General features: G+C 66.9%; 34 protein-coding genes. 7 read left to right on the top strand and 27 right to left on the bottom strand.

What is annotated here, in order from left to right; all coding sequences use genetic code 11:
• Positions 1 to 60: 60 nt before the first annotated feature.
• Both ACI3KU_RS03915 and ACI3KU_RS03910 read right to left on the bottom strand, forming a co-directional pair.
• Positions 61 to 1,038, bottom strand: coding sequence for a DNA-3-methyladenine glycosylase family protein (locus ACI3KU_RS03915; protein WP_404920977.1), 978 nt, complete (start codon positions 1,036 to 1,038; stop codon positions 61 to 63).
• Between the two features lie 53 nt (positions 1,039 to 1,091).
• Positions 1,092 to 1,787 carry a winged helix-turn-helix domain-containing protein gene (locus ACI3KU_RS03910; protein WP_404920976.1) on the bottom strand — a complete coding sequence of 232 codons (696 nt, stop codon included), beginning with the start codon at positions 1,785 to 1,787 and terminating at the stop codon, positions 1,092 to 1,094.
• 386 nt (positions 1,788 to 2,173) lie between these two features.
• Between ACI3KU_RS03910 and ACI3KU_RS03905 the strand changes: the two genes are divergently transcribed.
• Both ACI3KU_RS03905 and ACI3KU_RS03900 read left to right on the top strand, forming a co-directional pair.
• On the top strand, positions 2,174 to 2,659 hold the full coding sequence (locus ACI3KU_RS03905) for a DIP1984 family protein (RefSeq protein WP_404920975.1): 486 nt from the start codon (positions 2,174 to 2,176) through the stop codon (positions 2,657 to 2,659).
• A gap of 253 nt (positions 2,660 to 2,912) precedes the next feature.
• Positions 2,913 to 3,206, top strand: a complete 294-nt coding sequence (locus ACI3KU_RS03900; protein ID WP_404920974.1) for a GNAT family N-acetyltransferase — start codon at positions 2,913 to 2,915, stop codon at positions 3,204 to 3,206.
• 7 nt (positions 3,207 to 3,213) lie between these two features.
• On the opposite strand, the gene ACI3KU_RS03895 is transcribed toward ACI3KU_RS03900, so the two are convergent.
• Together ACI3KU_RS03895 and ACI3KU_RS03890 are read right to left on the bottom strand one after the other, a co-directional pair.
• Complete coding sequence (locus ACI3KU_RS03895; protein WP_404920973.1) at positions 3,214 to 4,032, bottom strand: alpha/beta fold hydrolase; 819 nt, start codon at positions 4,030 to 4,032, stop codon at positions 3,214 to 3,216.
• A 271-nt stretch (positions 4,033 to 4,303) separates the two neighbouring features.
• The gene (locus tag ACI3KU_RS03890) at positions 4,304 to 5,008 is read right to left on the bottom strand and encodes a phosphatase PAP2 family protein (protein WP_404920972.1); all 705 of its coding nucleotides are present in this window, start codon (positions 5,006 to 5,008) and stop codon (positions 4,304 to 4,306) included.
• Positions 5,009 to 5,152: 144 nt separating this feature from the next.
• Between ACI3KU_RS03890 and ACI3KU_RS03885 the strand changes: the two genes are divergently transcribed.
• The 3 genes from ACI3KU_RS03885 (at position 5,153) to ACI3KU_RS03875 (ending at position 7,887) form a co-directional block, all read left to right on the top strand.
• Entirely contained in the window at positions 5,153 to 5,515 is a 363-nt protein-coding gene (locus tag ACI3KU_RS03885; protein ID WP_404920971.1) for a PLDc N-terminal domain-containing protein, read from the top strand.
• Positions 5,516 to 5,586: 71 nt separating this feature from the next.
• Positions 5,587 to 6,966, top strand: coding sequence for a hypothetical protein (locus ACI3KU_RS03880; RefSeq protein WP_404920970.1), 1,380 nt, complete (start codon positions 5,587 to 5,589; stop codon positions 6,964 to 6,966).
• 42 nt (positions 6,967 to 7,008) lie between these two features.
• Positions 7,009 to 7,887, top strand: coding sequence for an alpha/beta hydrolase (locus tag ACI3KU_RS03875; protein WP_404920969.1), 879 nt, complete (start codon positions 7,009 to 7,011; stop codon positions 7,885 to 7,887).
• Positions 7,888 to 7,890: 3 nt separating this feature from the next.
• On the opposite strand, the gene ACI3KU_RS03870 is transcribed toward ACI3KU_RS03875, so the two are convergent.
• The 4 genes from ACI3KU_RS03870 to ACI3KU_RS03855 all read right to left on the bottom strand — a co-directional run bounded on the left by ACI3KU_RS03870 (position 7,891) and on the right by ACI3KU_RS03855 (position 11,317).
• The gene (locus ACI3KU_RS03870; RefSeq protein WP_404920968.1) at positions 7,891 to 8,301 is read right to left on the bottom strand and encodes a DUF6157 family protein; all 411 of its coding nucleotides are present in this window, start codon (positions 8,299 to 8,301) and stop codon (positions 7,891 to 7,893) included.
• Positions 8,302 to 8,337: 36 nt separating this feature from the next.
• The gene (locus tag ACI3KU_RS03865; protein ID WP_404920967.1) at positions 8,338 to 8,976 is read right to left on the bottom strand and encodes a dihydrofolate reductase family protein; all 639 of its coding nucleotides are present in this window, start codon (positions 8,974 to 8,976) and stop codon (positions 8,338 to 8,340) included.
• A 41-nt stretch (positions 8,977 to 9,017) separates the two neighbouring features.
• A complete protein-coding gene (locus tag ACI3KU_RS03860) occupies positions 9,018 to 10,634 on the bottom strand; it encodes an ABC1 kinase family protein (protein WP_404921020.1) in 1,617 nt (538 codons plus the stop codon).
• 137 nt (positions 10,635 to 10,771) lie between these two features.
• A complete protein-coding gene (locus tag ACI3KU_RS03855; RefSeq protein ID WP_404920966.1) occupies positions 10,772 to 11,317 on the bottom strand; it encodes a PadR family transcriptional regulator in 546 nt (181 codons plus the stop codon).
• 196 nt (positions 11,318 to 11,513) lie between these two features.
• On the opposite strand from ACI3KU_RS03855, the gene ACI3KU_RS03850 reads away from it, so the two are divergent.
• Positions 11,514 to 12,494: an aldo/keto reductase gene (locus ACI3KU_RS03850; RefSeq protein WP_404920965.1), complete on the top strand. Its 981-nt coding sequence runs from the start codon at positions 11,514 to 11,516 to the stop codon at positions 12,492 to 12,494.
• Positions 12,495 to 12,555: 61 nt separating this feature from the next.
• On the top strand, positions 12,556 to 12,981 hold the full coding sequence (locus tag ACI3KU_RS03845) for a GIY-YIG nuclease family protein (RefSeq protein WP_404920964.1): 426 nt from the start codon (positions 12,556 to 12,558) through the stop codon (positions 12,979 to 12,981).
• On the opposite strand, the gene ACI3KU_RS03840 is transcribed toward ACI3KU_RS03845, so the two are convergent.
• The 19 genes from ACI3KU_RS03840 to rplV all read right to left on the bottom strand — a co-directional run bounded on the left by ACI3KU_RS03840 (position 12,971) and on the right by rplV (position 23,644).
• On the bottom strand, positions 12,971 to 13,387 hold the full coding sequence (locus tag ACI3KU_RS03840; RefSeq protein WP_404920963.1) for a VOC family protein: 417 nt from the start codon (positions 13,385 to 13,387) through the stop codon (positions 12,971 to 12,973). The two genes, ACI3KU_RS03845 and ACI3KU_RS03840, sit on opposite strands and share 11 nt — an antisense overlap.
• 105 nt (positions 13,388 to 13,492) lie before the next feature.
• Positions 13,493 to 14,269 carry a DsbA family protein gene (locus ACI3KU_RS03835; protein WP_404920962.1) on the bottom strand — a complete coding sequence of 259 codons (777 nt, stop codon included), beginning with the start codon at positions 14,267 to 14,269 and terminating at the stop codon, positions 13,493 to 13,495.
• Positions 14,270 to 14,387: 118 nt separating this feature from the next.
• A complete protein-coding gene (gene map, locus ACI3KU_RS03830) occupies positions 14,388 to 15,239 on the bottom strand; it encodes a type I methionyl aminopeptidase (RefSeq protein ID WP_404920961.1) in 852 nt (283 codons plus the stop codon).
• Entirely contained in the window at positions 15,239 to 15,841 is a 603-nt protein-coding gene (locus ACI3KU_RS03825) for an adenylate kinase (protein WP_404920960.1), read from the bottom strand. Before ACI3KU_RS03825 ends, map begins: the two co-directional genes overlap by 1 nt.
• The gene (gene secY, locus ACI3KU_RS03820) at positions 15,838 to 17,163 is read right to left on the bottom strand and encodes a preprotein translocase subunit SecY (RefSeq protein ID WP_404920959.1); all 1,326 of its coding nucleotides are present in this window, start codon (positions 17,161 to 17,163) and stop codon (positions 15,838 to 15,840) included. The genes ACI3KU_RS03825 and secY overlap by 4 nt, the downstream gene beginning before the upstream one ends.
• A gap of 91 nt (positions 17,164 to 17,254) precedes the next feature.
• Positions 17,255 to 17,806 (bottom strand): 50S ribosomal protein L15, encoded by a 552-nt coding sequence (rplO, locus tag ACI3KU_RS03815; RefSeq protein WP_404920958.1) that lies wholly within the window; start codon positions 17,804 to 17,806, stop codon positions 17,255 to 17,257.
• Positions 17,806 to 17,991 (bottom strand): 50S ribosomal protein L30, encoded by a 186-nt coding sequence (gene rpmD / locus ACI3KU_RS03810; protein WP_167038504.1) that lies wholly within the window; start codon positions 17,989 to 17,991, stop codon positions 17,806 to 17,808. Before rpmD ends, rplO begins: the two co-directional genes overlap by 1 nt.
• Positions 17,991 to 18,677: a 30S ribosomal protein S5 gene (gene rpsE, locus ACI3KU_RS03805; protein WP_404920957.1), complete on the bottom strand. Its 687-nt coding sequence runs from the start codon at positions 18,675 to 18,677 to the stop codon at positions 17,991 to 17,993. Before rpsE ends, rpmD begins: the two co-directional genes overlap by 1 nt.
• Positions 18,674 to 19,033, bottom strand: a complete 360-nt coding sequence (gene rplR / locus ACI3KU_RS03800; RefSeq protein WP_404920956.1) for a 50S ribosomal protein L18 — start codon at positions 19,031 to 19,033, stop codon at positions 18,674 to 18,676. Before rplR ends, rpsE begins: the two co-directional genes overlap by 4 nt.
• Positions 19,034 to 19,035: 2 nt before the next feature.
• Positions 19,036 to 19,572, bottom strand: coding sequence for a 50S ribosomal protein L6 (rplF, locus tag ACI3KU_RS03795; protein ID WP_404920955.1), 537 nt, complete (start codon positions 19,570 to 19,572; stop codon positions 19,036 to 19,038).
• Between the two features lie 6 nt (positions 19,573 to 19,578).
• Entirely contained in the window at positions 19,579 to 19,977 is a 399-nt protein-coding gene (gene rpsH / locus ACI3KU_RS03790) for a 30S ribosomal protein S8 (RefSeq protein WP_404920954.1), read from the bottom strand.
• A 156-nt stretch (positions 19,978 to 20,133) separates the two neighbouring features.
• Positions 20,134 to 20,700: a 50S ribosomal protein L5 gene (gene rplE, locus ACI3KU_RS03785; protein WP_404920953.1), complete on the bottom strand. Its 567-nt coding sequence runs from the start codon at positions 20,698 to 20,700 to the stop codon at positions 20,134 to 20,136.
• Positions 20,700 to 21,059, bottom strand: coding sequence for a 50S ribosomal protein L24 (gene rplX, locus ACI3KU_RS03780; protein WP_404920952.1), 360 nt, complete (start codon positions 21,057 to 21,059; stop codon positions 20,700 to 20,702). The genes rplE and rplX overlap by 1 nt, the downstream gene beginning before the upstream one ends.
• 2 nt (positions 21,060 to 21,061) lie before the next feature.
• Complete coding sequence (gene rplN, locus ACI3KU_RS03775; protein ID WP_231091576.1) at positions 21,062 to 21,430, bottom strand: 50S ribosomal protein L14; 369 nt, start codon at positions 21,428 to 21,430, stop codon at positions 21,062 to 21,064.
• A gap of 34 nt (positions 21,431 to 21,464) precedes the next feature.
• Positions 21,465 to 21,755: a 30S ribosomal protein S17 gene (gene rpsQ / locus ACI3KU_RS03770; protein ID WP_269143071.1), complete on the bottom strand. Its 291-nt coding sequence runs from the start codon at positions 21,753 to 21,755 to the stop codon at positions 21,465 to 21,467.
• Positions 21,755 to 22,066 carry a 50S ribosomal protein L29 gene (gene rpmC / locus ACI3KU_RS03765; RefSeq protein WP_404920951.1) on the bottom strand — a complete coding sequence of 104 codons (312 nt, stop codon included), beginning with the start codon at positions 22,064 to 22,066 and terminating at the stop codon, positions 21,755 to 21,757. The genes rpsQ and rpmC overlap by 1 nt, the downstream gene beginning before the upstream one ends.
• Positions 22,066 to 22,485, bottom strand: a complete 420-nt coding sequence (gene rplP / locus ACI3KU_RS03760; RefSeq protein WP_404920950.1) for a 50S ribosomal protein L16 — start codon at positions 22,483 to 22,485, stop codon at positions 22,066 to 22,068. Before rplP ends, rpmC begins: the two co-directional genes overlap by 1 nt.
• Positions 22,485 to 23,249: a 30S ribosomal protein S3 gene (gene rpsC, locus ACI3KU_RS03755; protein ID WP_404920949.1), complete on the bottom strand. Its 765-nt coding sequence runs from the start codon at positions 23,247 to 23,249 to the stop codon at positions 22,485 to 22,487. The genes rplP and rpsC overlap by 1 nt, the downstream gene beginning before the upstream one ends.
• Positions 23,249 to 23,644, bottom strand: coding sequence for a 50S ribosomal protein L22 (gene rplV / locus ACI3KU_RS03750; RefSeq protein WP_231091572.1), 396 nt, complete (start codon positions 23,642 to 23,644; stop codon positions 23,249 to 23,251). Before rplV ends, rpsC begins: the two co-directional genes overlap by 1 nt.
• Positions 23,645 to 23,661 lie beyond the last annotated feature (17 nt).

Genomic DNA, 23,661 nt, shown 5'->3' with positions numbered 1-23,661 from the left:
TGTGGAACCGCCACGACCCGTGGGCAATACCCGCGGGCGAATTCATAGGTAGGGCACCGATCAGCGGTCGCGATGATCCTCCGGATGCAGCCGGGGCGCGCGTCGCGGCTCCCCGAGACCTGCGGCAGCGATCAGTCGGATCACGCGCTGCCGCTGTCCTTCCCAGGGCGCGAGAAGTCGCAGCATCCCGACATCGTCTGTGCGACGACCCGCGAGTGCGTGGCCGACATGATGAGCCAGATGGAAGTCACCGACGCTCACCGCATCGGGGTCACCGAACGCCCGGATTCGCACCTCCGCCGACGTCCACGGGCCGATCCCCACGAGCGAGGTGAGAATGCGTTCGCGTTCGACGGTGTCGGGCGCCGAGCGCACCGCATCGAGCAACGAGGGTCCGCGTGACGCGGCCGCGACGATCGTTCGTGACTGCGGCGGCTCTACTCCCGCACGATGCCAGGCCCACGACGGAACGCGCCGCCACTGCGCCCAGGTGGGGGCCACACGCAAGGGCCGAGGCGCCGGAGACGGCACCGTCTCCCCGTAGCGGGTGACGAGGTACCGCCACGCGCCGTAAGCCTGCATCGCGGTGACCTTCTGCTCCAGCACGGCGCTGACGATCACCTCGCTGAGGCCCGAGCTGGCGCCGATGCGCAGACCGGGATGGCGTCGGTGTGCCTCGGCGATGACGGGATTGACGCCCGGATCGAACTCCTCGGGATGATCCTCCGCCCCGCAGAGCCATGGCACGGTATCGAGAGCCTCCGCCGCACCGCTCCCCCACGCCGCGACGAGCACCTCGTCGGAGCTTTGCCGCAGTGCCAGCACTGCGGGTCCCGCTGGCGTACGCAAAGCACGCCAGATCACACCGCCCACGATGAGCATGGTGGGATCGGTCCCGCCGCGGCGGTGAATCCCGACGGTGCGCATCAGATCGAGCTCGTGCCGTGGTCGATAGCGTGTCTCTCGGCGTGCCGGAGTGCGCACAGGCCGGTCCGCACCGGACGTGCGCGGGAGCGTCCGAGGCGGCGACAAGGTCATGCGATCACGCTACGCCGCACCTCCGACAACGGTCGGCAGGACCGCGGGCGCTCTCAGAAGCGGTCGGGAGAAGGCGTGCCCGAGCCGTACCGGATCACGACGTCGGCGTGACGGTCGAAGCGGTATCCGACGCCGCGCACGGTGCGCACGATGTCCTCGTAGCGTCCGAGCTTGGCGCGCAGGCGGCGCACGTGCACGTCGATCGTGCGCTCTCCGGGGGCGTCGACATCGCCGGCGCTCCACAGCGACGAGACCAGCTCGCTGCGCTCGATGGTGCGACCTTCGCGCAGCACCAGGTACTGCAGCAGCTCGAACTCCTTGTAGGTGAATCCGGCGGACTCACCATCGATCACGACGCGCTTACGGGAGATGTCGACGATGACGCGGCTGGCCTCGTCGTCATCGACGGTGCTCGGACGGTTGCGTGCAACGGCGCTCGGCTCGTGCAGAGCGAGACGGACGACGTCCACGTCCCGTCCGCCCGCGCTGGTGGGGGCAAGGGCCACGGTGGCGTAGGTCTCTGCGGACGGCGACAGCTCGGCGAGCGTACGACGCAGGGCGTCGACCAGAACCGGGAGGCTGACGCCGTCAGCGGCGGCCTTGAGCTCGTCGATGCCGACGTAGAGGGCGAAGCCGCGGGGCGAGGGACCGGTGGTCACGACGTTCTCCGTGCGAGGGACGGCACGCAGGTGCGGCTGGCTGAGGGGGGCGGTACGGGCGGGTGCATCGATGTAAGCGAGGTTCGACATGATGATGAGGAGTCCTTGAAAGGGTTGCCGAAAAGGCGAGTGAGCTTGCTGCGAGGTGGGGCCGTCATCGGCCGGCGCCATCGCTCAGCGCCTCCTGGTGTGGGGCGGAGCGGCGACGCAGGGTCCACATGTCTCACGCCAGATTGGAGCGTGGAGTCGGACCGAGCGAGAGCTGCAGGTTTAGCGGCACATTCGGCAACACATGCCAACACGGCCGGCCATCATCATGCCGGCACTCCCGTTCGCCTCCCAGGCGGACACAGGATATGCGTTGTTGGTCATGTGGGCATTATGACGAGACAAGTCCTTCCATGTCAAACTGAGGCATGCTATGAGCGGCCTGTGATCGTCTGGCGGCGACCCCTCAGCGCCGCTAGGGTCAGAGCATGAAACTCGCTGAAGCGCTGGCTCTGCGCGCGGATCTGCAGCGGCGGATCGAGCAGCTGCGCAGCCGGATCATCCAGAATGCGCGCTACCAGGAGGGTGAGCCTCCGGCGGAGGATGCAACCGATCTCCTGGCCGAGGCAGAGCGCGGCGTCGACCGATTGCGTCTTCTCATCTCGGCCATCAACACCACCAACGCCGCGATCGACCTCGGTGCCGACGGCACGATGACCGAGGCGCTGGCGGCGCGCGACACCCTCCGTCTGCACCACTCCCTGCTGACCGCTGCGGCCGATGCCGCAAGCCCCGGCGGCTTTCGCCAGATGCGATCGGAGCTGCGTCAGATCGCGGCCTTCGATGTTGCCGACGTCCGCACGCGTGCGGACGAGGTCGCGCGCCGGCTGCGGGAGCTGGACGGACGCATCCAGCAGGCGAACTGGCTGAACGATCTTCGCGAGGAGGCGGGTGTCATTCAGCAGGACGATTGAGCGGAGTTGGTAGTCGACGACAGCGGACACACAACCCACGAGCACGGGTATATGTGCTCACTGCCCGGGTCTGAGCAGCCCATCCATCACGGCGCACGCTCAGCACACCGCACCTGTGACGGTGCATCGGGACAGTGCATCACCACGTGTCGGGTCGTCGGTGAGGGTGGGATCGGGGACCTCCGCTGAATGTCCGCCGCGCATCGCGCACGCCCGGCGCTGCACCCGCACGCGACAGGCGTACGCTGTGCCGATGACTGATCTCGAGTTCGCGCGCGAGCGGGATGCGGCGCGCTTCACCCTGCGTCGGGGCGATGATCTGCTCAGCGTGCTGGACTACCGCGACGACGGGCGCACGATCGCCCTCACGCGGGCGTACACGGTACCCATCCATCGCGGTCACGGATACGCTTCCGTGTTGGTGGAGCGTACGGTGACCGAGCTGGAAGCCGACGGCGACCGCGTGGTTCTTCCGGTGTGCTGGTACGTGGCCGACTGGTTCCGTGATCACCCCGAGCGGCGTGCCATCCTGGCGGCGCACAGCTGAAGCGGACTCAGCGCAGCCCACGCTCCACCAGGAACTGCTCGATACGGATGACGGACGCCTCCGGTCGGACGATGAGCGCGGCGTGGCCGCGACCCGGAAGCTCGGTGAGTGCGCCATCGGGAAGCAGGGCGAGCACCTTCTCGCTCCACTTCTTGGGCACGACGTGGTCGTTGGCACCGCGCAGCACGAGCACCGGAACCCGCATTCGCGGATAGGTCCGCTCGGGACGGTGGACGACGGTCGCGCGAGCCTTGCGCACCAGATTCGGCCCGGCCTTCAGATACTCCGCGGCTCCGCGGACGAAGGTCAGCGGATGCGCGGTGACGATGTCCCGAGCCAGGCGCAGCGTCTGGCGCATCAGTCCGCGAGCGCGGGCGTCGGTGGTGGGCGCGACGAGCACGGCAGCGCGCACGGCGGCGTCGGGGTGGCGGGCGACCGCCTCGGCGACGATCTGCGTTCCCATCGAATGACCGATGAGGACGACGTTGCGCAGCCTCCGATCGGCGATGAACGCGGCGACGAGGTCTCCCAGCTCCTCCATGGTGGGAGTGCGAGACGGTTCGGGTGCGGCTCCGAAGCCCGGCAGATCGAGCGCGATCACGCGACCGGCCGGCGTCAGCCGATGTGCGATCTCGATGTAGGTGGAGCGTCCGAGACCGAAGCCGTGCACCATGATGAACGTCACAACGCGCGGCCCCGCGAGCTCTTCGGCGACGAGCTCGCGGCCCTCGAAGGAGAAGGTCGTGACGCTGGTATCGGATTCGGACAGTTCGGGCTCGGGCAGGTCATCGGCATCGGGGTGCCGGTCCGCGCTCGTCGAGGTCATGTCGACTCCTTCCGGACGATACGGGGGCGCGGCCGGAAATGGGGTGGTCGTCCTGTGCCCCCCGGCGTTGACGACCACCCCGCGCGGTCTCGATGAGCTCCGGCGCCTGCAGCGTTACCGCTGCTGCTGCGATCGCCCCCACGACGACGGCAGCAGTCCAGGTGGGCGATCCGTGGATCGCCCTGTCGTCCCACGCGGCCGCGGAACGACGGATTTTCCCTCATTATGCATGCCGCACCTGGGTGGCAGCACACTGCGACCCCGCCACCTCTCACGATGGCGTCTCGCCGCTGCCGTTCGGTGCTCGAAGTCCGCGCTTCGCAACCGCTCGCTCATACACGGCGAAGACCGCGGTGGAGACCACGGGCACCAGCAGAATCGATGCGGTGACGTCGGTGGGGTGATGCACCCCGAGGTGCATCCGCGACCAGGCGGTGACCAGGGCCAGCGCTGCGGCGACGACGGTCACGACCACGACCGGAGTGGTGCGGCGCGTGCGGCTCAGCACCGTCCAGACGAGCGCCATTCCCAGCGCAGCCGCGAAGCCGGTGTGGCCGCTCGGATAGCTGGCGGACAGGGGTTCGCGGATGATCTGCTCCACAAGGACGCCGGAATCCGGACGCGGGCGGGACACCACGGCCTTGACCACATCCACGACGAGCCAGGGCACCACCACGAGCAGTGCGAATCGTGCCGCCGGCCACGGCCCACCCCCGCTGACACCCACGGCGACCGCGACGATCAGAGACACGATCACCGCCCCGATCGGTCCGAAGCCGGTGTTGATCACGAGCGCGAGCGGTGTGAGCCACGCGCTGTGCCTGGCGCTCAGATCGTGCAGGAACGACAGCTCTGCGTCGTTCACGGCGGCGCTGTCTCGAATGAGGATGCCCGCCACCGTGATCGCGACGACGACGGCCACCGCGATCGGAACCCAGACCACCGGTCGTGGTCGGGGCGGCGGAATGTCACTCATCCCGACAGCGTGCCACAGCCGACCGAGCGGTTCCTGCTGACGGATCGTGAACCACCGGGCCACGTGAGGACATTCTCATGCAGGGGGCGCAACCCATCGACGCCCGCCCAGCCAACACATAGATTGAGGACCATGATCCCGTTGATGACTCTGCTCACGGTAGCGCTGTTCGTCACGTCCCTGGTGGACATCATCCTGCGTGACTCGAGCAAGGTGAAGCACCTGCCGAAGGTCTTCTGGATCCTCATCGTGATCCTTCTTCCCCTGATCGGAAGCCTGTTGTGGTGGATTCTCGGTCGCGAGTACGACGGCACACGCCTGCCTGCCGCTCGCACCCGACGCCCCGCGGCAGGGCCCGGATACCTGCCGCCACGCACCGCGGACACCCGCACCACGGAGCAGCAGATGGCCGACCTCGATCGCGAGATCGAGGAGTGGCGGTTGCGGGAGGAGCTGGAGCGTCGCCGGCGCGCAAACGAGGGTGGGAGCACTCCTCCTGAGGCGTGAGCGTGACACCCGCTGTACCATCTTTCTCAATGATCGACGGGCTGCGCGGTCCGTCCTGAGGGGGAGTTGCGATGAGCGACAACAGCGCTGACCAGCCGACGAACGACAGTGTGCCCGAGCAGCCGACGACGCCGTTCGAGCAGCCGACCATCGACTTCGGAGATGCGCCCGTGACGGTGCCGCCGCAGCCCGAGTACGGCGAGCCCTCCCCGTCTGCGCCACCCTACGGCGGCGCACAGCAACCCACGCCGCCGTACGGCGCACCGAACCAGCCCACCGCTCCCTACGGCGCACCGAGCCAGCCTCTCCCGCCCTACGGCGCACCGAACCAGCCAACGGCGCCCTATGGGGCGCCGGCGGGCTACCCCGGCGCCCCGGCAGGTCCGGGGGGACCCGGCGTCCCGATGTACGGCTCGACGGTCATCCCCGACCGCCCGAAGCGCAACGGTCTGCTCATCGGGCTGATCATCGGCGGCCTCGCGGTGCTCGCGGTCATCATCGTCATCATCGCTCTGGTGATCAACTCGATCCGCGGGGCGGCAGGCTCCGACGGCGGTCGGCCCGCGAACGGTGACGCGTCGGCGGCAGCAGCGGAGACGGTGCAGGGCTTCTTCGATGCCCTGATCGACTCGGATTCGAAGAAGGCGCTCTCCTACCTGGATGACACCGCCGGGTTGGACAAGACGTTCCTCACCGATGAGGTGCTGGAGTATTCCAACAAGCTCTCCCCGATCACGGATGTCGAGATCGACGCCGACGATGTTCGAAGCTACGGCGGGTATGCCACGGTCGACTTCATGGTGGGCGACAACGCGGTCTCTCAGGACTTCATGATCTCCGTCGACAAGAAGGGCCGCGCGAAGGTCGCGTCCTACGACATGGTGCAGACGCTCTACCTCTCCCCCGCTCAGTTCGCGCTGGAACTCAACGGCGTGCCGCTGACGAGCGACACCGCGGACGTCTTCTTGGGCGTCTACCAGGTCGCACCGGCCAACAAGAACTTCACGCTCCCGCACGACGGCATGTTCGCAGTCACCCCGCTGAGCGCATCGGCACCGCGGTCAAGCGAGATCCAGCTCACCGACAACGCCCGCACCAAGGTCATCAAGACAGTGAGCGACGCGATTACCGCCTGCCTGGCGGAGAAGACGATCGAGGCCGGCTGCGGTCTCTCCCTCGACCCGTCGACAGTGGGGGAAACCCTGACGGAGAACGGGATCACCCGCAGCATGGACGAGGACTCGCTGAGCGACCTCGCCGACCCGACGATCGATATCTCCTACGACGGTGTGGCCGTCGAGGTGACCGACTTCGGCTCGGTGGATTTCGCGGCCACGTGCACGAAGGACGGCGCCACGGCACCGTGTGAGCTATACAGCACCCCGGACTTCTATCGGGTGACCGTCGACATGTCTGACGAGACCTGGAAGCTCACCTGGGAGAACTTCTGATCACGACCGCGCTCACTCCTCTCCCGCGTCTACGCTGGAGAGGTGAGCGCACCCGATCCAGCCTCGTCCGCAGCCGACGGCGACCCCATTTCCGCTGAGGACGTGGTCGACGCCGAGGCACCGGCCGAGCGCTCGGACGAGTCCCGCGGAGACGATCGCCCGGCCCCGAAGCAGCCGCGGCCGCACCGCCTTCGCCGCGTGCTCGGCTGGGTGGGGGGAAGCGTGCTCGCCCTCGTCATCGGCGCGGCTGCCGGCTTCCTGATCTGGGCGAACACGGGTGTCATGGCGGCAGAGCCGGACCCCTTGGCGGCGGTTCGCGCCGATACCGGGATCGAACTGGTCGATGAGGGCACGGCGTGGGTCATGCGTCCGACCGATGCCTCCGACGGCACGGGGTTGGTGTTCATCCCGGGCGCGAAGGTCGCCCCGGAGGGGTACGCCGCGACGTTCCAGGCTCTGGTCGACGACGGCACCACCGTGGTGATCACCAAGCCACCGCTGAACCTCGCCATCCTCGACCTGCGTCCGCTGTCCCGATTCACCGATCTGGTGCCGGAAATCTCAGACTGGGCGGTCGGCGGCCACTCCCTCGGTGGGGTGAAGGCCTGTCAGCTGGTGGGCAACGCGGGCGTGGAGCGACTGATCCTGTTCGCCAGCTACTGCTCCAACGACATCTCCCAGACCGGGTACGACGTGCTCAGCATCTCCGGCAGCGCGGACGGCTTGTCCACGCCGGCGAAGATCGAAGCGGCCTGGCCCCTGCTGCCGGCCGACGCCGCAGCCTTCGTGCTGGACGGCGGCAGTCACGCATCCTTCGGTGCCTACGGGCCGCAGGCCGGCGATGGCACGCCCACCATGCCTGCGGAGGAAGCGCATGCGCGCATCTCGAGTGTGGTGCGCGCGTTCCTCACCGCACCGTAGGGCTCATCCGCGGCGAGACCTCATCGCCGCGGTCTGCGCCAGCTCGCTCGACGCAGACAGCCGTTCGTACTCCGCGCTTCCCATCGGCACCAGCGCCACGCGTCCCTCAGCGTCGTGATGCGTTCCCCAGCCGTACCGCTTTCCCAGGGCGCTCGCACGCAAGCAGGCCTGCCCGCGAGAGAAGAATTCCTCCCTCGCCCGCGCCCGATCCGACTCGGCAATGCCCGCGCGATCCGCGTAGACCGTGAAGAGAACCTCGTCCGACGTGTACTCGTACGGGTGGCCGTGCAGCATCGCGAACTGTCGAGCGGCGATGCTCGGATTCTCGCCCTCGGCCGGCGGCGCCTCCGCGGCCACCGCGCGGCTGTCCGGTGCCACGGCGATGAAGGTGTCGACGTAGTTGGTGGTGTGCATGACGACATCCTCACACGGGGTGCCGACGTCGGCGCGCTATTCGCCGACGGTGCCGGTCTGCGGCGCCAGGTCCACCGGGCCGTAGCGCAGGGTGAGCACTCCGAGCGGTGAGGTGGTCGCCGGCGCCAGCAGTCGGACGTTCGCCGGCGTCGCCCCCTCCGGGAACACCCGCTTGCCCTGCCCCAGAACGAGTGGGTACGTCCACAGCTTCAGCTCGTCATACACCTGAGATGCGAGCAGCGTCTGCACCAGATCCACGCTGCCGATCACGTGGATGCTGCGGTGCCGATCTCGCAGCGCGTCCACCTCGGAGGGGACATCGGCACCGATTCGCGTGGTGTTCTCCCACTCGGGTTCCCACTCGCTCCGGGAGGCCACGTACTTCGGCACCGCATTGATGATCCGCCCGATCATCCCCTCCGGACCGTCCACGTGGTGGGGCCAGTACGCCGCGAAGATGTCGTAGGTGCGCCGCCCGAGCAGCAGCGCGTCCATGGACTGCAGACCGGCCACGATGTCCGCACCGACCGCCTCGTCTTCGAACGGCGCCTGCCATCCGCCGAAGCGGAATCCATTGCTGGGATCCTCCTCTGGCCCTCCCGGTGCCTGGACGACCCCGTCCAGGGTGCTGAACAGATCGATCACGATGCGCCCGCGCGCGTTCTCTTCGCTCATGCGCACAGTTCACTCCTCAGAAGCTGGCACCCGCAAGCCCCTCACCGGGAGCGGGAGAAGAGAGCGAAGGCTCCGACCGGAGCCGACCCGATCATCAACGCCGCGCCCAGCACGGCGTCGGACGCGTGCACCACCGCACCACCGATGATCAGCCCGGCGAAGATCACCACGGCGATCACCCGACGCGCGAGCCTCTCCACCCTGCGCTCCAGACGGGACGTGTCCACCACCAGCCGACCTTCGTCCAGGGTGGTGATGAGCGTGTCCGCCCGCTGCGGCAGCCGCGCCACCACAGCGGCGACGTCCGCCGCCCGCTTTCCGAGCCCCCGGAGCGCGCCGCCGGTCTGCCGGGTCATCAGGCCCATCGCATACGGCTCCGCGGCGTTCCAGATGTTGAACGCCGGATCCAGCGCACTGCAGACGCCGGACGTCAGGGATACCGCGCGGATGAGCAGGAGGAAGTTCTCCGGGAGCTGGAAGGGCAGCTCGCGGACGACATCGCCGAACTCCCGGGCGAAGTCGCGGAACTCCCGCGGATCGACCTGTTGCAGCTCAGCGAACCCCATCCCGCCGAATCGTTCAAAGAGGGCGGTGAGTGCCCGCTCCAACTCGGCCGTATCCGCGGAGGGCAGCAGCATCCCGACGTCGCGGAAGGCGCGGACCACACCGGCTCCGTCTCGAGAGACCACGGCGATGACGGCGGTCTGCAGTCGTTCTCGCAGCTCGCCGGAGACCTCGCCCATCATCCCGAAGTCGATGAACGTGAGGCGGAATCCACCCTCGGCACTCGCATCGGGCGTCACGAACACGTTTCCCGGATGCGGGTCGGCGTGGAAGGGGCCGTCGAGGAACACCTGGTCCAGCATCGCGGTCGCGAAGGCGTGTGCGACGGCGGTCGGATCGATGCCCGCGGCTCGTAGCGCCGCCACGTCACTGATCTTGATCGCGGAGACATCCTCCAGCACCAGCACGTTTCGCGTGGTGCGCTCCCACGCCACTCGCGGTCCGTCCACGCCCGGCCGGTCGGCTGTGTCCATCGCGAAGCGCTCGGCGCTGGCGGCTTCGTGCAGATAGTCGATCTCATCCCGGCTGACCGCGGCGAACTCGGCGACCAGCGCGGGGGCGTCGACCCGACGCGACACCATGCGCACACGCGCCAGGATGCGACCGATGCGTGCGAGAGCAGCCAGGTCGGTGTCGACGATCCGATCGATGCCGGGGCGCTGGATCTTCACGACCACGTCTGCGAAGCCGGCGATCTCGGCATCTTCGGGACGCAGCACCCCGCGATGCGCCTGCCCCAGCGACGCCGCCGCCAGCGGGATCGGATCCAGACGCTCGAAGGCGCGATCGAGAGGCACTCCCAGGCTCGCCTCGGCCGCGCGACGGATCTCCTCAAACGGCACCGGAGGGGCTTCATCCTGCAGATCCGCGAGCTCTGCCGTCACCTCGGGCGGCAGGACGTCCAGTCGCGAGGAGAGGAACTGGCCCACCTTGATCATGAGCCCGCCGAGCTCCACGGCCAGCGGATGGAAACGGCGGGCGATTCCCACCATGCGGCGTGTCCGCGAGCGGTTCGCGAGAGCGCGCAAGCCCACCGTGGGCAGCACCAGCTCGTACCACCACGACTGCACCAGCACACGCGTGGCGAAGCGCATGATGCGGCGATAGCGCCCGCGCAGGGCGGGATCCACCCGCGCGGGCGCTGCCGATGTGCCTGTGTCGGCGATGCCGAGCTGCCGGATCACCGCGTCCGCGGCGGATCCGGCGGTCGATTCGCGCCGGTCTTCGGCCATCACTCCTGTGCGAGGATCGCGTAGAGCTTGCGACGCGCGTCTTCCAGCACGGCGATCGCCGACTCGACCTGAGCGGGCGTGCCGTCACGTCCGACCTGGGCCGCCGCTTGCGCCAGCTTCGCGCCGGCCTTGGGCAGCGCGAGATTGTGAGATGCGCCCGTGGACGAGGCCGAGCTCTCCCAGGGAGCCGCGCCGTCACTCGCCTCCGCCGCCGCGCGCCCCTCGTCCGTCAGCGAATAGGTCTTGCGTCCGTCGGCTTCGTCCGCCTCGATCAGGCCTTCGTCGGCTAGCAGCTGCAGCGTGGGATACACCGACCCCGGGCTGGGCTTCCAGGCGCCTTCGCTGCGGTCGGCGATCTCCTGGATGATCTGGTAGCCGTGCATCGGCTGCTCGGCGAGGAGGGTCAGGATCGCCGCGCGCACATCACCGCGTGCCATCCGGGGCGGCGCGAACCGGCGCTCGAAACCGTCGCGCAGCTGCTCCATCGCATCCCACAGGCCGTTCATCGGGTTGCCGAATCCGGGCATCGAGTTGGTTGCGTTCATGGTGGTCTCCTCCTCCGCGTCGACCGGGCCGACGCATCAAGCGATATATACCGATATATCGCTTGAATCTGATGATCGCCAGAGACCCCGGCGCTCTCCCAGCCGACCCGCAGGCCACAGGGGTCCTCGCAGAACCTGGCAGCATCGGCCACGCGTGCGTAGCGTCTCTCCTAGCAACACATCGAAGGAGCCGCACATGCACACCAGAACCCTGGGCCAGAACCTCGAAGTATCCGCGATCGGTTTCGGCGCGATGGGGATGTCTCAGTTCTACGGTCCGAATCCGGGATCACGAGAGGACATGATCGCGGTGCTGCGCTCAGCACCAGAGCTCGGTGTCACCCTCATCGACACAGCGGAGGTCTACGGCCCGTACGACAACGAGGAACTCGTCGGTGAAGCGCTGGAGCCGCTGCGCGACGACGTGGTGATCGCCACCAAGTTCGGGTGGGACATCCAGGGCGGGCAGATGGTCGGACTCGACAGTCGCCCCGAGCAGATCCGCCGTGTCGCCGAGGCATCGCTGCGTCGACTGCGCACCGACCGGATCGATCTGTTCTATCAGCACCGGGTCGACCCGGCCGTGCCGATCGAGGATGTCGCCGGCACCGTGCGCGAGCTGATCGCCGAGGGCAAGGTGGGTCACTTCGGGCTCTCCGAGGCCTCCCCCGCCACCATTCGCCGCGCGCACGCGGTGCAGCCGGTCACCGCGGTGCAGAGCGAGTACTCGCTGTGGACACGCAATCCGGAACAGGGCGTGCTCGCCGTACTGGAGGAGCTGGGCATCGGGTTCGTCCCGTTCAGTCCGCTGGGACGTGGGTTCCTGACCGGCACGGTAGACGCATCGACGCAGTACGCAGAGGGCGATTCCCGCCTCAGCAGTCCGCGCTTCGCGGAGGAGAATCGCGCAGCCAACGCCGCTCTCGTGCAGCGCGTGGCAGAGCTCGCCCGCGACCACGATGCGACGCCGGGTCAGGTGGCCCTGGCCTGGCTGCTGGCGCAGCGTTCCTGGATCGTGCCGATTCCGGGTACACGCCGTACCGCGCGTATCGCGGAGAACGCGGCGGCGACCACGGTGGCCCTCTCCGCCGACGAGCGGCGCCTACTGGACGATCTGGCCAGCCAGGTCCAGGGCGAGCGCTACACGGCCGCCCAGGCGGCATGGGTGGACCGCTGAGACGCGCCTGGCGTGCGGCTCCCGTCATCCACTGTCGGCGGCCCGACATAGGGTGAGCGACATGTCCGAGCTGCCCGCACCGTGTCTGCTGTGCCGGGGGCTGCGCGCCGAGCGCCTCGACGGCGGCCTGCGGTGCGCGCGATGCGGCTGGCGGTTCGGGGATGCGCCCGATCCGGACCTCCCGCCGCCGCGCGTGGATGTGGTGTACTACCTGCGCTGGCGCGACCGCATCAAGATCGGCACGACCGCCAACCCCCGCCAGCGTCTCGCCGCCATCGCGCACGAGGAGCTGCTGGCCTTCGAGCGCGGCGATCGGACGCTGGAGCACAGCCGCCATCTCGAATTCGCGGAGCTCAGGCTCGGCGGCGAGTGGTTCGCGGCCGCGGACGTCCTCGTGGCGCACGCCGCTGAGCTTCGCGGCAACCAGGACCCGTGGGACAGCTACGTGCGCTGGTTCGCCACCGACCTCGCCGCGATCACGGGGTGACGGCGGGTTCCTCGTCCTCATAGCCGATCAGCCAGCGCACGCCCCAGCGGTCGCGCAGCTGACCATCGTGGGATCCCCACGTCGTCGCGTGCAGCGGATCGAGCACTGTGCCGCCCTCCGCGAGCAGATCGAACCAGCGCGTGAGAGTCGGAGCATCCGCCGTGCCGAGCAGCGCGATCGCCACACCGCGGATGTCGACGGCGTCCTCGCCTCCGGACGCGTCAGTGGCATACAGGGTCACGGGGCCTTCGACGTAGCCATGGGCGATGGCGTCAGCCGGCCCGTCCGCGCGGCCGAACTCGGCGTACGTGTGCTTGGTGATCTCGCCACCGAACACGGACTGGTAAAAGTCCAGTGCCTCACTCGCGTTGCCGGGGAACCAGAGGTACAGCGTCGGTGATGTCACGATGCTCCTTCGTCCGTGTGCCCCACCCTACGCCGCTGATGCCTCGCGGGTGCCGCAACGAACAAGAACGGGCCCGCACCAGTGGTGCGGGCCCGTTCGGAGGTGTTACTTCGTCGCGGAAGGCGACGGCGTCGCAGTGCTGGAGGACTCGGGCGAAGCCGAGGCGCTCGGGGCGGGCGACTCGGTGGACGTACCCGCACCGAACTTGTCGGTGAAGAAGCTGGCAGATGCACCGATCGTCGCCAGCTGCTGGTACTCGTCGTCGATCACGATGGTGGGCGTCGCGCCGCTTCCCGTAGCCGGGTTCGCGGGCAGCTTCTTCGTGGACCAGGTCACGTACTTGGCGAACTTCGCCTCCTGCTGGCAGGTCGTGATGTCGACGCCGACGTCCTTCGCGAATCCGACGATCTGCTCGTCCGTCAGACCCGAGCTGTTCTCCGCGGGCTGGTTGGCGAACATCGTGGTGGTGAACTCCTGCAGCTTCGAGCTGTCGGTGTCTGCGACGCAGTAGTAGGCGTTCGCAGCGCGGCTGGAGTAGTTCGTGCCCATCGAGAAGCGGTCCAGGATCGCCACCGGGTGCACCGCGAGGGTGATGACGTTGTTGTCGGCAAGCTCCGCCAGCTGCTCGCCATAGGCGCCCTCGAACTGGTTGCACGCGGGGCACTGGAAGTCGATGTATGTCTCGACGCGGTTCTTACCCTCGCCGAACAGCAGCGCGCCGCTGTCCTTGTCGAGGTTCGAGGCGGCCGGCGCGGTACCGGAGCTCGTCGCGACGCTGTTTCCCACGACGACGGCCACACCGGCGCCGATCACGATGACAGCGACGATCACGCTGGTCCAGATTGCGAACCAGTTCGTCTTGCGGGCAGCAGCCTTCGCCATGTCTTCCTCTGTTCAGTGCCGTGGGCTCCAGAGCGGAGCCGCATTCAATGCGCTGGAATCCATTTTGCCCTGCACCTGCCTGAGCCTGCGGTGTGAGCGAGAACGATGATGTAACGGATCAGGAAATCGGAACCGGCACAACACCGAACGGCGCAAGACCAGCTGCTCCCCCGTCGGCGGCCGTCAGCACCCAGATGCCGCCGTCGTGCACGGCAACGGAATGTTCCCAGTGCGAGCCCATCGATCCGTCCGTGGTGCTGATCGTCCAGTCATCCTCTTCGACCACGACCTGCTCGGTACCGGCGGTCATCATCGGCTCGATCGCCACGCAGAGCCCGGGTTCGATCTCGGCACCCGGGCCGCCGGCCTCATAGTTGAAGATGCTCGGCTTCTCGTGCATCTTGCGTCCGATGCCATGACCGACGAAGTCGCGGAGGATGCCCGCCGGACGACCGTGCTCCGACAGCGGGTGCTCGAGGATGTACTTCTCGATGGCCACACCGATGTCGCGCGTGTGCGTCGAGGTCGCCATTGCGGCGATACCCGCCCACATCGACGTCTCGGTCACGCGCGAGAGCTCATGGCGATGCGTCACGACCTCCGGCCGGGACGCATCGGGGATGACGAACGTGCGGGCGGAATCACCGTTCCACCCGTCGAACTCGGCGCCGACATCCACCGACACGATGTCGCCGGGCTGCAGCACGAGGGGTCCGGGGATGCCATGCACCACCTGCTCGTTCACCGAGACGCACGTGGTGTGGTGGTAGCCCTTCACCATCTTGAAGTTGCTCTTCGCGCCGTGGCGGAGCATCTCCGCCTCGGCTGCGGCATCCAGGTCCAGCGTCGTGATGCCGGGGCGGATGGTCGCTGCGACCGCGTCCAGCATGGCGCACGTGATCCGCCCAGCCACGACCATCTGGCGCAGCTGGGCTGGAGTCTTGTACTGCGAGTTGGGAAAGAGGCGCATCAGACCGTGACGGGAGCCAGGCCGCGTGCGGCCAGCGCTGCGAAGATGCGCTCGGTGATCTCATCCAGAGTTCCGACGCCGTCGATCGTGTCGAGCACGCCACGCTCCGCGTACATCGCAAGGATCGGAGCGGTCTCCCGCTCGTAGATCTCCAGACGGTGAGCGATGGCATCCGGTGTGTCGTCCTCACGACCCTGCTCCTGCGCCCGCAGCGCGATCCGGGCGATGGACTCCTCGCGGGGAACGTCCAGCGCGATCACAGCGTCCAGGGCGACGCCCTGATCGGTCAGAATCTCATCCAGGTGCCCCACCTGCGCACGGTTGCGCGGGTAGCCATCCAGCAGGAAGCCCGCAGCAGCGTCCTCCTGCGAGAGGCGGTCGCTCACCAGCTCCCCGGTGAGCTCGTCCGAGACGAGGTCACCGGCGGCGGTGATGGCTTGGACCTTCTTGCCGAGGTCCGTGCCCTGCTTGATGTTCGCGCGGAAGATGTCGCCGGTGGAGACCACCGGGATGCCGAACGCGTCCGCGATGCGGACCCCCTGCGTTCCCTTTCCGGAGCCCTGCGGGCCGACGATCAGGAAGCGTGCAGAGGAGTTCGTCATCGGAGGAGCCCTTCGTAGTGGCGCTGCTGAAGCTGCGCGTCGATCTGCTTGACGGTCTCCAGCCCCACACCGACGATGATGAGAATGGAAGCGCCGCCGAACGGGAAGTTCTGGTTCGCGCCGACCGTGGCCAAGGCGATGAGCGGGAGCAGAGCCACGAGACCGAGGTAGATGGCACCCGGAGTGGTGATGCGGTTGATCACGTACTCGAGGTAGTCAGACGTCGGCTTGCCAGCACGGATGCCGGGGATGAATCCGCCGTACTTCTTCATGTTGTCGGCGACCTCGACCGGGTTGAACGTGATGGCCACGTAGAAGAACGTGAAGCCGACGATCAGCAGGAAGTACAGGAACATGTAGAGCGGGTGGTCGCCCTTCACGAGGTACGTCTGGATCCAGACGACCCAGCCCGGGATGTTGCCGTCCTTGTCCGGGTTCTGGTTGAACTGGGCGATGAGGGCGGGCAAGTACAGCAGCGACGAGGCGAAGATGACCGGCACCACACCGGCCATGTTGACCTTGATCGGGATGTAGGTGTTGGTGCCGCCGTACGTGCGACGACCGACCATGCGCTTGGCGTACTGGACCGGGATACGACGCTGCGACTGTTCGACGAACACCACGAGCGCGACGACCAGGATGCCGACGGCCAGCACGAGGAAGAAGACCTCGGGGCTCTTGGCAGTCCAGATGGCCCACATCGATGCCGGGAAGCCGGCGGCGATGGACGTGAAGATCAGCAGGGACATGCCGTTTCCGATGCCACGCTCGGTGACCAGCTCGGCGAACCACATGATCAGACCGGTACCGGCGGTCAGCGTGATGATCATCATCAACTGCGCCCACCAGGCGGTGTTGGTCAGCAGGTTCTCACACGCGGCGGGACCGCCGGTGCCGAACAGCTGCCCGGTGCGAGCCACCGTGACGAGGGTGGTCGACTGCAGGAGCGCCAGCGCGATCGTCAGGTAACGCGTGTACTGCGTGAGACGCGCCTGACCGGCCTGGCCTTCCTTGTAGAGCGTCTCGAAGTGCGGGATGACCACTCGCAGCAGCTGCGTGATGATCGTCGCCGTGATGTACGGCATGACACCGAGGGCGAAGATCGACAGCTGGAGCAGTGCCCCACCGGAGAACAGGTTGACGAGCGAGAGCAGACCTTCAGAGGTCGATGCACTCGCGACACAGGCCTGCACGTTCGGGAAGTCCACGAACGGAGCCGGGATGTGCGCACCCAGGCGATAGATGGCGATGATCAGCAGTGTGAAACCGATCTTGCGCCGAAGATCCGGGGTGCGGAAGATCCGCGCGATTGCGCTGAACAAACTCGTCCTCCTGACGAAACGTCTAAAAGCGGGGAACGGGCGGCCGGGGTCTTGACCCCGGCCGCCCGTTTCACGACTCAGGCTCTGAGCCTCAGCCTACCGAACCACCGGCGGCGACGATCTTCTGCTCAGCAGAGCTGGAGACCTTGTCCACCTGGACGTTCAGCTTAACGGTGATGTCACCGTTGCCGAGAACCTTGACCTTCTCGTTCTTGCGCACAGCACCCTTGGCGACCAGGTCGGCGATGGTCACATCGCCACCGGCCGGGTACAGCTCCGAGAGCTTGTCCAGGTTCACGACCTGGTACTCCACGCGGAACGGGTTCTTGAACCCGCGCAGCTTCGGGGTGCGCATGTGCAGCGGCATCTGCCCACCCTCGAAGCCGGGACGCACCGAATAGCGCGCCTTCGTACCCTTGGTACCGCGACCCGCGGTCTTACCCTTGGAGCCCTCACCGCGACCGACACGGGTCTTCGCGGTGTGAGCGCCCGGGACGGGACGCAGGTGGTGGACCTTCAGCACCTGCGGGCGCGAGGCGGGAGCCTCGGCCTTGGCGGGAGCCTTCTTGGCGGCCGGCTTCTTGGCGGCAGCCTTCTTCGGGGCGTCGACCGTCTCCACGGTCTCGTCCTTCTTCTCTGCCATTAGTCGATCTCCTCAACCTTGACGAGGTGAGCGACGGTCTTGACGTAACCGCGCGTCTGCGCGTCGTCCGGACGGACGACCGAGTCGCCGATCCGCTTCAGACCGAGCGAACGCAGCGTGTCGCGCTGGTTCTGCTTCTCGCTGACCTTGGACTTGATCTGGGTCACCTTGAGACGCGAGGCCATCAGGCACCAACCTTCTCAGCTGCTGCATCGGCGGCGGCCTGGGCCTCCGCCTTGAGGATCTTCGCCGGAGCGACCTGGTCGTAATCCAGGCCACGGCGAGCGGCCACGGCACGCGGCTCCTCGAGCTGCTTCAGTGCCGCAACGGTCGCGTGCACGATGTTGATCGTGTTCGACGAGCCGAGGGACTTCGACAGGACATCGTGGATACCAGCGCACTCGAGCACGGCGCGAACCGGACCACCGGCGATAACACCGGTACCGGCAGCAGCCGGACGCAGCAGGACGACGCCTGCAGCGGCCTCACCCTGAACGGGGTGCGGGATCGTCTTCAGGATGCGGGGAACGCGGAAGAAGTTACGCTTCGCCTCCTCGACACCCTTCGAGATCGCCAGCGGAACCTCGCGCGCCTTGCCGTAGCCGACGCCGACGAGGCCGTTGCCGTCGCCCACGACCACGAGGGCCGTGAAGCTGAAGCGGCGTCCACCCTTGACGACCTTCGACACGCGGTTGATCGTGACGACGCGCTCGAGGAACTGGCTCTCTGCGCGGTCACGCGAACCGCGGTCACGGTTCGGGTTGCGCTCGCGTCCACCACGACGCGGCTCGCGCTCGCGCTCGGTGGTCGCCGCCGCCTCAGCCGCGGGGGCTGCGGTCTCGGTCACTTCGGTCTCCTTGTTGTCGCTCACAGGCTCAGACCTCCCTCACGGGCGCCGTCAGCAATAGCTGCGACGCGACCCGCGTAGCGGTTGCCACCGCGGTCGAAGACGACCTCGGTGATGCCTGCCGCCTTCGCACGCTCGGCGACGAGCTCGCCGACCTTACGTGCCTTGGCGGTCTTGTCCTCGGTAGCCGCACGGAAGTCCGCCTCGAGCGTCGAAGCGGAAGCAACGGTGTGACCCTTGCTGTCGTCCACGACCTGGACGAACACGTGGCGGGCGGAACGCGTCACAACCAGGCGCGGACGCTCGGCGGTGCCAACGATGCGCTTGCGAAGACGGGCGTGACGACGCGCGCGGGCGTCGGACTTGCTCTTCACAGCCATGATTACTTACCAGCCTTTCCGGCCTTGCGACGCACGACCTCGCCGGCGTAACGCACGCCCTTGCCCTTGTACGGCTCGGGCTTGCGGATCTTGCGGATGTTGGCAGCGGTCTCACCGACGGCCTGCTTGTCGATACCCGCCACGGTGACCTTGTTGTTGCCCTCGACCGTCAGGGTGATGCCCGCGGGCGGGTCCACCAGGACGGGGTGCGAGAAGCCGAGGGCGAACTCGATGGAGTCACCCTTCTGAGCCACACGGTAACCGGTGCCGACAACCTCGAGGCCCTTGGTGTAGCCCTCGGTCACGCCGATGATGTTGTTGCTGATGAGGGTGCGCGTCAGGCCGTGCAGCGAGCGCGAAGCGCGCTCGTCGTCGGGACGAGTGACCAGAACCTGGTTCTCCTCGACCTTGACCTCGATGGGGCTGGCCACGGAGAGCAGCAGCTCACCCTTGGGGCCCTTGACGGCGACCTCAGAGCCCTCGATGGTCACAGTGACGTTCGAGGGGATGTCGATGGGAAGACGACCGATACGAGACATCGCGGGTCACCACACGTAGGCGAGGACTTCCCCACCCACGCCCTTCTGGTCGGCCTGGCGGTCCGTGAGGAGGCCAGACGAGGTGGACAGGATCGCGATGCCCAGGCCGCCGAGGACGGTGGGCAGCTCGGTGGAGCGTGCGTACACGCGAAGACCGGGCTTCGACACGCGCTTGATGCCGACGATGGAGCGCTCACGGTTGGGTCCGTACTTGAGCGAGAGGGTCAGCGTCTTGCCGACGCGTGCATCCTCGACGTTCCATCCGGCGATGTAACCCTCCTTCTGGAGGATCTCGGCGATGTGCGTCTTCAGCTTGCTCGACGGCATCGACACGGAGTCGTGGTGCGCCGAGTTGGCGTTGCGCAGACGGGTCAGCATATCTGCGACCGGGTCTGTCATTGTCATATGTATTTTCCTTCGTTCACCAGGTTTCGACTCCGCTGGAAGGCGGGCCGACCTGTGGTGGAGATACCCAAAGATCGATCCTCTCATGCCGACTCCCCGCGCACAAAACGCAGGGAGTCGGCAGAGAGGTGATCTCAGGTGGGCGTTCCCGCCGGATTACGCCTGAGCGTCGTCCGACTTGAACGGGAACCCGAACTGCTTCAGCAGCGCGCGTCCCTCGGCGTCCGTCTTCGCGGTGGTGACGACAGTGATGTCGAAACCGCGAACGCGGTCGATCTTGTCCTGATCGATCTCGTGGAAGACCGACTGCTCCTGCAGACCGAACGTGTAGTTTCCGTTGCCGTCGAACTGCTTGTCTGACAGACCACGGAAGTCGCGGATACGCGGCAGGGCGAGCGAGACCAGACGGTCCATGAACTCCCAGGCGCGGTCACCGCGGAGGGTGACGTGCGCACCGATGGCCTGACCCTCGCGCAGCTTGAACTGCGCGATGGACTTACGGGCCTTGGTGACGATCGGCTTCTGACCCGTGATCGCGGTGAGGTCTGCGACCGCACCCTCGATCACCTTGGAGTCACGAGCCGCTTCACCGACACCGGTGTTGACGACGATCTTGACCAGACCGGGGATCTGCATGACGTTCGGGTAGCCGAACTCCTTCTGCAGTGCCGGTGCGATCTCGGACTTGTACTTCGCCTTCAGGCGGGGCTCAGCCGTTGCCATCAGAGGTCCTTACCGCTCTTCTTTGCGTAGCGCACGCGAACGGTGCGCTTCACGCCGTCCTTCGTCTGCTCCTCGACGCGGTGACCGACCTTGGTCGGCTTCTTCGACGAGGGGTCCACGATGGCGACGTTCGAAATGTGGATGGGGGCTTCGATGGTCTCGATGCCACCCGTCTTGGTGCCGCGCTGCGACTGGCCGACACGCGTGTGGCGCGTCGAGTAGTTCACACCCTCGACGACCACACGGTTCGACTCGGCGAGGACCGCGAGGACCTTGCCCTGCTTGCCGCGGTCGCCGCCCTTGTCCTGCTTGCGACCCGTGATGACCTGAACCAGGTCACCCTTTTTGATCTTCGCCATGATCAGATGACCTCCGGTGCCAGCGAGACGATCTTCATGAACTTCTTGTCACGAAGTTCGCGGCCGACCGGTCCGAAGATGCGGGTGCCGCGGGGCTCCCCGTCGCTCTTCAGGATGACGGCAGCGTTCTCGTCGAACTTGATGTACGAACCGTCAGGACGGCGCGTCTGCTTCTTCGTGCGGACGACGACGGCCTTGACCACGTCGCCCTTCTTCACGTTTCCGCCCGGGATGGCGTCCTTCACGGTGGCCACGATGATGTCACCGAGACCCGCGTAACGACGGCTGGAGCCACCGAGAACGCGGATGGTGAGCAGCTCCTTGGCACCGGTGTTGTCGGCGACCTTGAGGCGGGATTCAGTCTGAATCACTTGTTACTCCTTGGATTCCAAGTAAGCCGAGGGCTTACTTGGCCTTCTCGAGGATCTCGACCAGGCGCCAGCGCTTGGTAGCGCTCAGCGGACGGGTCTCGTTGATGAGAACCAGGTCGCCGATGCCGGCGCTGTTGGTCTCGTCGTGCGCCTTGACCTTCGAGGTGCGGCGGATGACCTTGCCGTAGAGGGGGTGCTTAACGCGGTCCTCAACCTCGACGACGATGGTCTTGTCCATCTTGTCGCTGACGACGTAGCCACGACGAGCCTTGCGGTAACCGCGCTCGAGCTCGGGGGCCACCGTCTCGTCCTTCTTGTCAGCCATTACTCGGCCTCCTCCTTCGGCGCGTCAGCGTCAGCCTTCTTCGCCTTCGTCGCCTTCTTGGCCTTGGGGGCCGCCTCGACGGGAGCGGGCGTGGCACGAATGCCGAGCTCGCGCTCACGGATCACGGTGTACAGACGCGCGATGTCGCGCTTGACGGCGCGGATGCGGCCGTGGCTCTCGAGCTGACCCGTGGCGGACTGGAAGCGCAGGTTGAACAGCTCTTCCTTGGCCTTACGGACCTCCTCGAGGAGGCGCTGGTCTTCGAAAGTGTCGAGCTCGCTCGTGGCGAGCTGCTTGGTACCGATCGCCATTATGCGTCGCCTTCCTCGCGCTTGATGATGCGTGCCTTCAGGGGCAGCTTGTGGATGGCACGGGTGAGGGCCTCGCGTGCGAGCTCCTCGCTCACGCCCGCGACCTCGAAGAGGACGCGACCCGGCTTGACGTTGGCGACCCACCACTCGGGTGAACCCTTACCGGAACCCATGCGGGTTTCGGCCGGCTTCTTGGTCAGCGGACGGTCGGGGTAGATGTTGATCCACACCTTTCCGCCACGCTTGATGTGACGGGTCATCGCGATACGAGCTGCCTCGATCTGACGGTTGGTCACGTAGGCCGGGGTGATCGCCTGGATGCCGAACTCGCCGAAGGACACCTTGGTGCCACCGGTAGCATGGCCCGAGCGACCGGGGTGGTGCTGCTTGCGGTACTTGACCTTGCGGGGGATGAGCATTACGCCGAAGCTCCTTCCGCGACCGGTGCCTCGGTGGCCGCGTTGTTACGCGGGCCACGACGGCGGTCGCCACGGTCGTCACGACGAGCCTTGGGCGCGTTGGCCTGCTCGCGTGCGAGTTCCTTGTTGGTGAGGTCGCCCTTGTAGATCCAGACCTTCACGCCGATGCGGCCGAAGGTGGTCTTCGCCTCGTAGAAGCCGTAGTCGATGTTCGCGCGCAGCGTGTGCAGCGGCACACGACCCTCGCGGTAGAACTCCGAACGGCTCATCTCGGCGCCGCCGAGGCGGCCGGAGACCTGGATGCGGATGCCCTTGGCGCCGGCGCGCTGAGCGCCCTGCAGACCCTTGCGCATCGCGCGACGGAACGCCACACGAGCAGAGAGCTGCTCGGCGATGCCCTGCGCGACCAGCTGAGCGTCGGCCTCGGGGTTGCGCACCTCGAGGATGTTCAGCTGGATCTGCTTGCCGGTGAGCTTCTCGAGGTCAGCGCGGATGCGCTCGGCCTCAGCACCACGACGACCGATGACGATACCCGGGCGCGCCGTGTGGATGTCCACACGAACGCGGTCGCGGGTGCGCTCGATCTCGATGTTGCTGACGCCGGCACGGTCCAGCTGCGTCTGCAGAAGCTTGCGGATGCGGATGTCCTCGGCGACGTAGTCGGCGTAACGCTGGCCGGGCTTCGTCGAGTCCGAGAACCAACGCGACACGTGGTCGGTCGTGATTCCGAGGCGGAAGCCGTACGGGTTGACCTTCTGTCCCATTACTTGCTCGCCTTCTTGCTGGAGCCGGCAGCCGTGTCAGCGGCCTCCGGCGTCGAGAGCACGACCGTGATGTGGCTCGTGCGCTTCTTGATCTGGAAGGCGCGACCCTGTGCACGGGGCTGGAAACGCTTGAGCGTCGTACCCTCGTCGACGTACGCGTTCTTCACGTACAGGTCACGCTCGTCCAGGAACTCGCCGTTCTTGTCGGCGGTGACTCGTGCGTTGGCCATGGCCGACGCGACGAGCTTGTAGATCGGGTCAGAAGCCGACTGCGCTGCGAACTTGAGGATCGCCAGCGCCTCCTCGGCCTGCTTGCCCTTGATCAGTGCAACGACACGACGAGCCTTCTGAGGGGTCACGCGGATGTGTCGCACACGTGCGATGGACTCCACCATTTTTCTCTCCTCTGCGT

This window comes from Microbacterium sp. ZW T5_56 (assembly GCF_044987425.1).
Taxonomy (GTDB): Bacteria; Actinomycetota; Actinomycetes; order Actinomycetales; family Microbacteriaceae; genus Microbacterium.
The sequence above is the reverse complement of the archived record's forward strand: the minus strand, read 5'-3'. Positions and strand labels throughout refer to the sequence as shown.

Excerpts from the sequence above, each read along its gene's own strand:
- rpsH (WP_404920954.1), bottom strand. The coding sequence starts at position 19,977 with ATGACAATGACAGACCCGGTCGCAGATATGCTGACCCGTCTGCGCAAC.
- rpsQ (WP_269143071.1), bottom strand. The coding sequence starts at position 21,755 with ATGGCTGACAAGAAGGACGAGACGGTGGCCCCCGAGCTCGAGCGCGGT.
- ACI3KU_RS03885 (WP_404920971.1), top strand. The coding sequence starts at position 5,153 with ATGACTCTGCTCACGGTAGCGCTGTTCGTCACGTCCCTGGTGGACATC.
- rplF (WP_404920955.1), bottom strand. The coding sequence starts at position 19,572 with ATGTCTCGTATCGGTCGTCTTCCCATCGACATCCCCTCGAACGTCACT.
- map (WP_404920961.1), bottom strand. The coding sequence starts at position 15,239 with ATGCGCCTCTTTCCCAACTCGCAGTACAAGACTCCAGCCCAGCTGCGC.
- ACI3KU_RS03915 (WP_404920977.1), bottom strand. The coding sequence starts at position 1,038 with ATGACCTTGTCGCCGCCTCGGACGCTCCCGCGCACGTCCGGTGCGGAC.
- rpmD (WP_167038504.1), bottom strand. The coding sequence starts at position 17,991 with ATGGCCTCGCGTCTCAAGGTGACCCAGATCAAGTCCAAGGTCAGCGAG.
- ACI3KU_RS03890 (WP_404920972.1), bottom strand. The coding sequence starts at position 5,008 with ATGAGTGACATTCCGCCGCCCCGACCACGACCGGTGGTCTGGGTTCCG.
- ACI3KU_RS03825 (WP_404920960.1), bottom strand. The coding sequence starts at position 15,841 with ATGACGAACTCCTCTGCACGCTTCCTGATCGTCGGCCCGCAGGGCTCC.
- rpmC (WP_404920951.1), bottom strand. The coding sequence starts at position 22,066 with ATGGCGATCGGTACCAAGCAGCTCGCCACGAGCGAGCTCGACACTTTC.
- rplR (WP_404920956.1), bottom strand. The coding sequence starts at position 19,033 with ATGGCTGTGAAGAGCAAGTCCGACGCCCGCGCGCGTCGTCACGCCCGT.
- ACI3KU_RS03900 (WP_404920974.1), top strand. The coding sequence starts at position 2,913 with ATGACTGATCTCGAGTTCGCGCGCGAGCGGGATGCGGCGCGCTTCACC.
- rpsC (WP_404920949.1), bottom strand. The coding sequence starts at position 23,249 with ATGGGACAGAAGGTCAACCCGTACGGCTTCCGCCTCGGAATCACGACC.
- ACI3KU_RS03835 (WP_404920962.1), bottom strand. The coding sequence starts at position 14,269 with ATGGCGAAGGCTGCTGCCCGCAAGACGAACTGGTTCGCAATCTGGACC.
- ACI3KU_RS03855 (WP_404920966.1), bottom strand. The coding sequence starts at position 11,317 with ATGAACGCAACCAACTCGATGCCCGGATTCGGCAACCCGATGAACGGC.
- ACI3KU_RS03845 (WP_404920964.1), top strand. The coding sequence starts at position 12,556 with ATGTCCGAGCTGCCCGCACCGTGTCTGCTGTGCCGGGGGCTGCGCGCC.
- rplP (WP_404920950.1), bottom strand. The coding sequence starts at position 22,485 with ATGCTCATCCCCCGCAAGGTCAAGTACCGCAAGCAGCACCACCCCGGT.
- ACI3KU_RS03905 (WP_404920975.1), top strand. The coding sequence starts at position 2,174 with ATGAAACTCGCTGAAGCGCTGGCTCTGCGCGCGGATCTGCAGCGGCGG.
- rplE (WP_404920953.1), bottom strand. The coding sequence starts at position 20,700 with ATGGCAACGGCTGAGCCCCGCCTGAAGGCGAAGTACAAGTCCGAGATC.
- ACI3KU_RS03850 (WP_404920965.1), top strand. The coding sequence starts at position 11,514 with ATGCACACCAGAACCCTGGGCCAGAACCTCGAAGTATCCGCGATCGGT.
- ACI3KU_RS03860 (WP_404921020.1), bottom strand. The coding sequence starts at position 10,634 with ATGCGCTTCGCCACGCGTGTGCTGGTGCAGTCGTGGTGGTACGAGCTG.
- rplX (WP_404920952.1), bottom strand. The coding sequence starts at position 21,059 with ATGGCGAAGATCAAAAAGGGTGACCTGGTTCAGGTCATCACGGGTCGC.
- ACI3KU_RS03910 (WP_404920976.1), bottom strand. The coding sequence starts at position 1,787 with ATGTCGAACCTCGCTTACATCGATGCACCCGCCCGTACCGCCCCCCTC.
- ACI3KU_RS03870 (WP_404920968.1), bottom strand. The coding sequence starts at position 8,301 with ATGCACACCACCAACTACGTCGACACCTTCATCGCCGTGGCACCGGAC.
- rplV (WP_231091572.1), bottom strand. The coding sequence starts at position 23,644 with ATGGTGGAGTCCATCGCACGTGTGCGACACATCCGCGTGACCCCTCAG.
- ACI3KU_RS03865 (WP_404920967.1), bottom strand. The coding sequence starts at position 8,976 with ATGAGCGAAGAGAACGCGCGCGGGCGCATCGTGATCGATCTGTTCAGC.
- rplO (WP_404920958.1), bottom strand. The coding sequence starts at position 17,806 with ATGGCAGAGAAGAAGGACGAGACCGTGGAGACGGTCGACGCCCCGAAG.
- ACI3KU_RS03895 (WP_404920973.1), bottom strand. The coding sequence starts at position 4,032 with ATGACCTCGACGAGCGCGGACCGGCACCCCGATGCCGATGACCTGCCC.
- ACI3KU_RS03880 (WP_404920970.1), top strand. The coding sequence starts at position 5,587 with ATGAGCGACAACAGCGCTGACCAGCCGACGAACGACAGTGTGCCCGAG.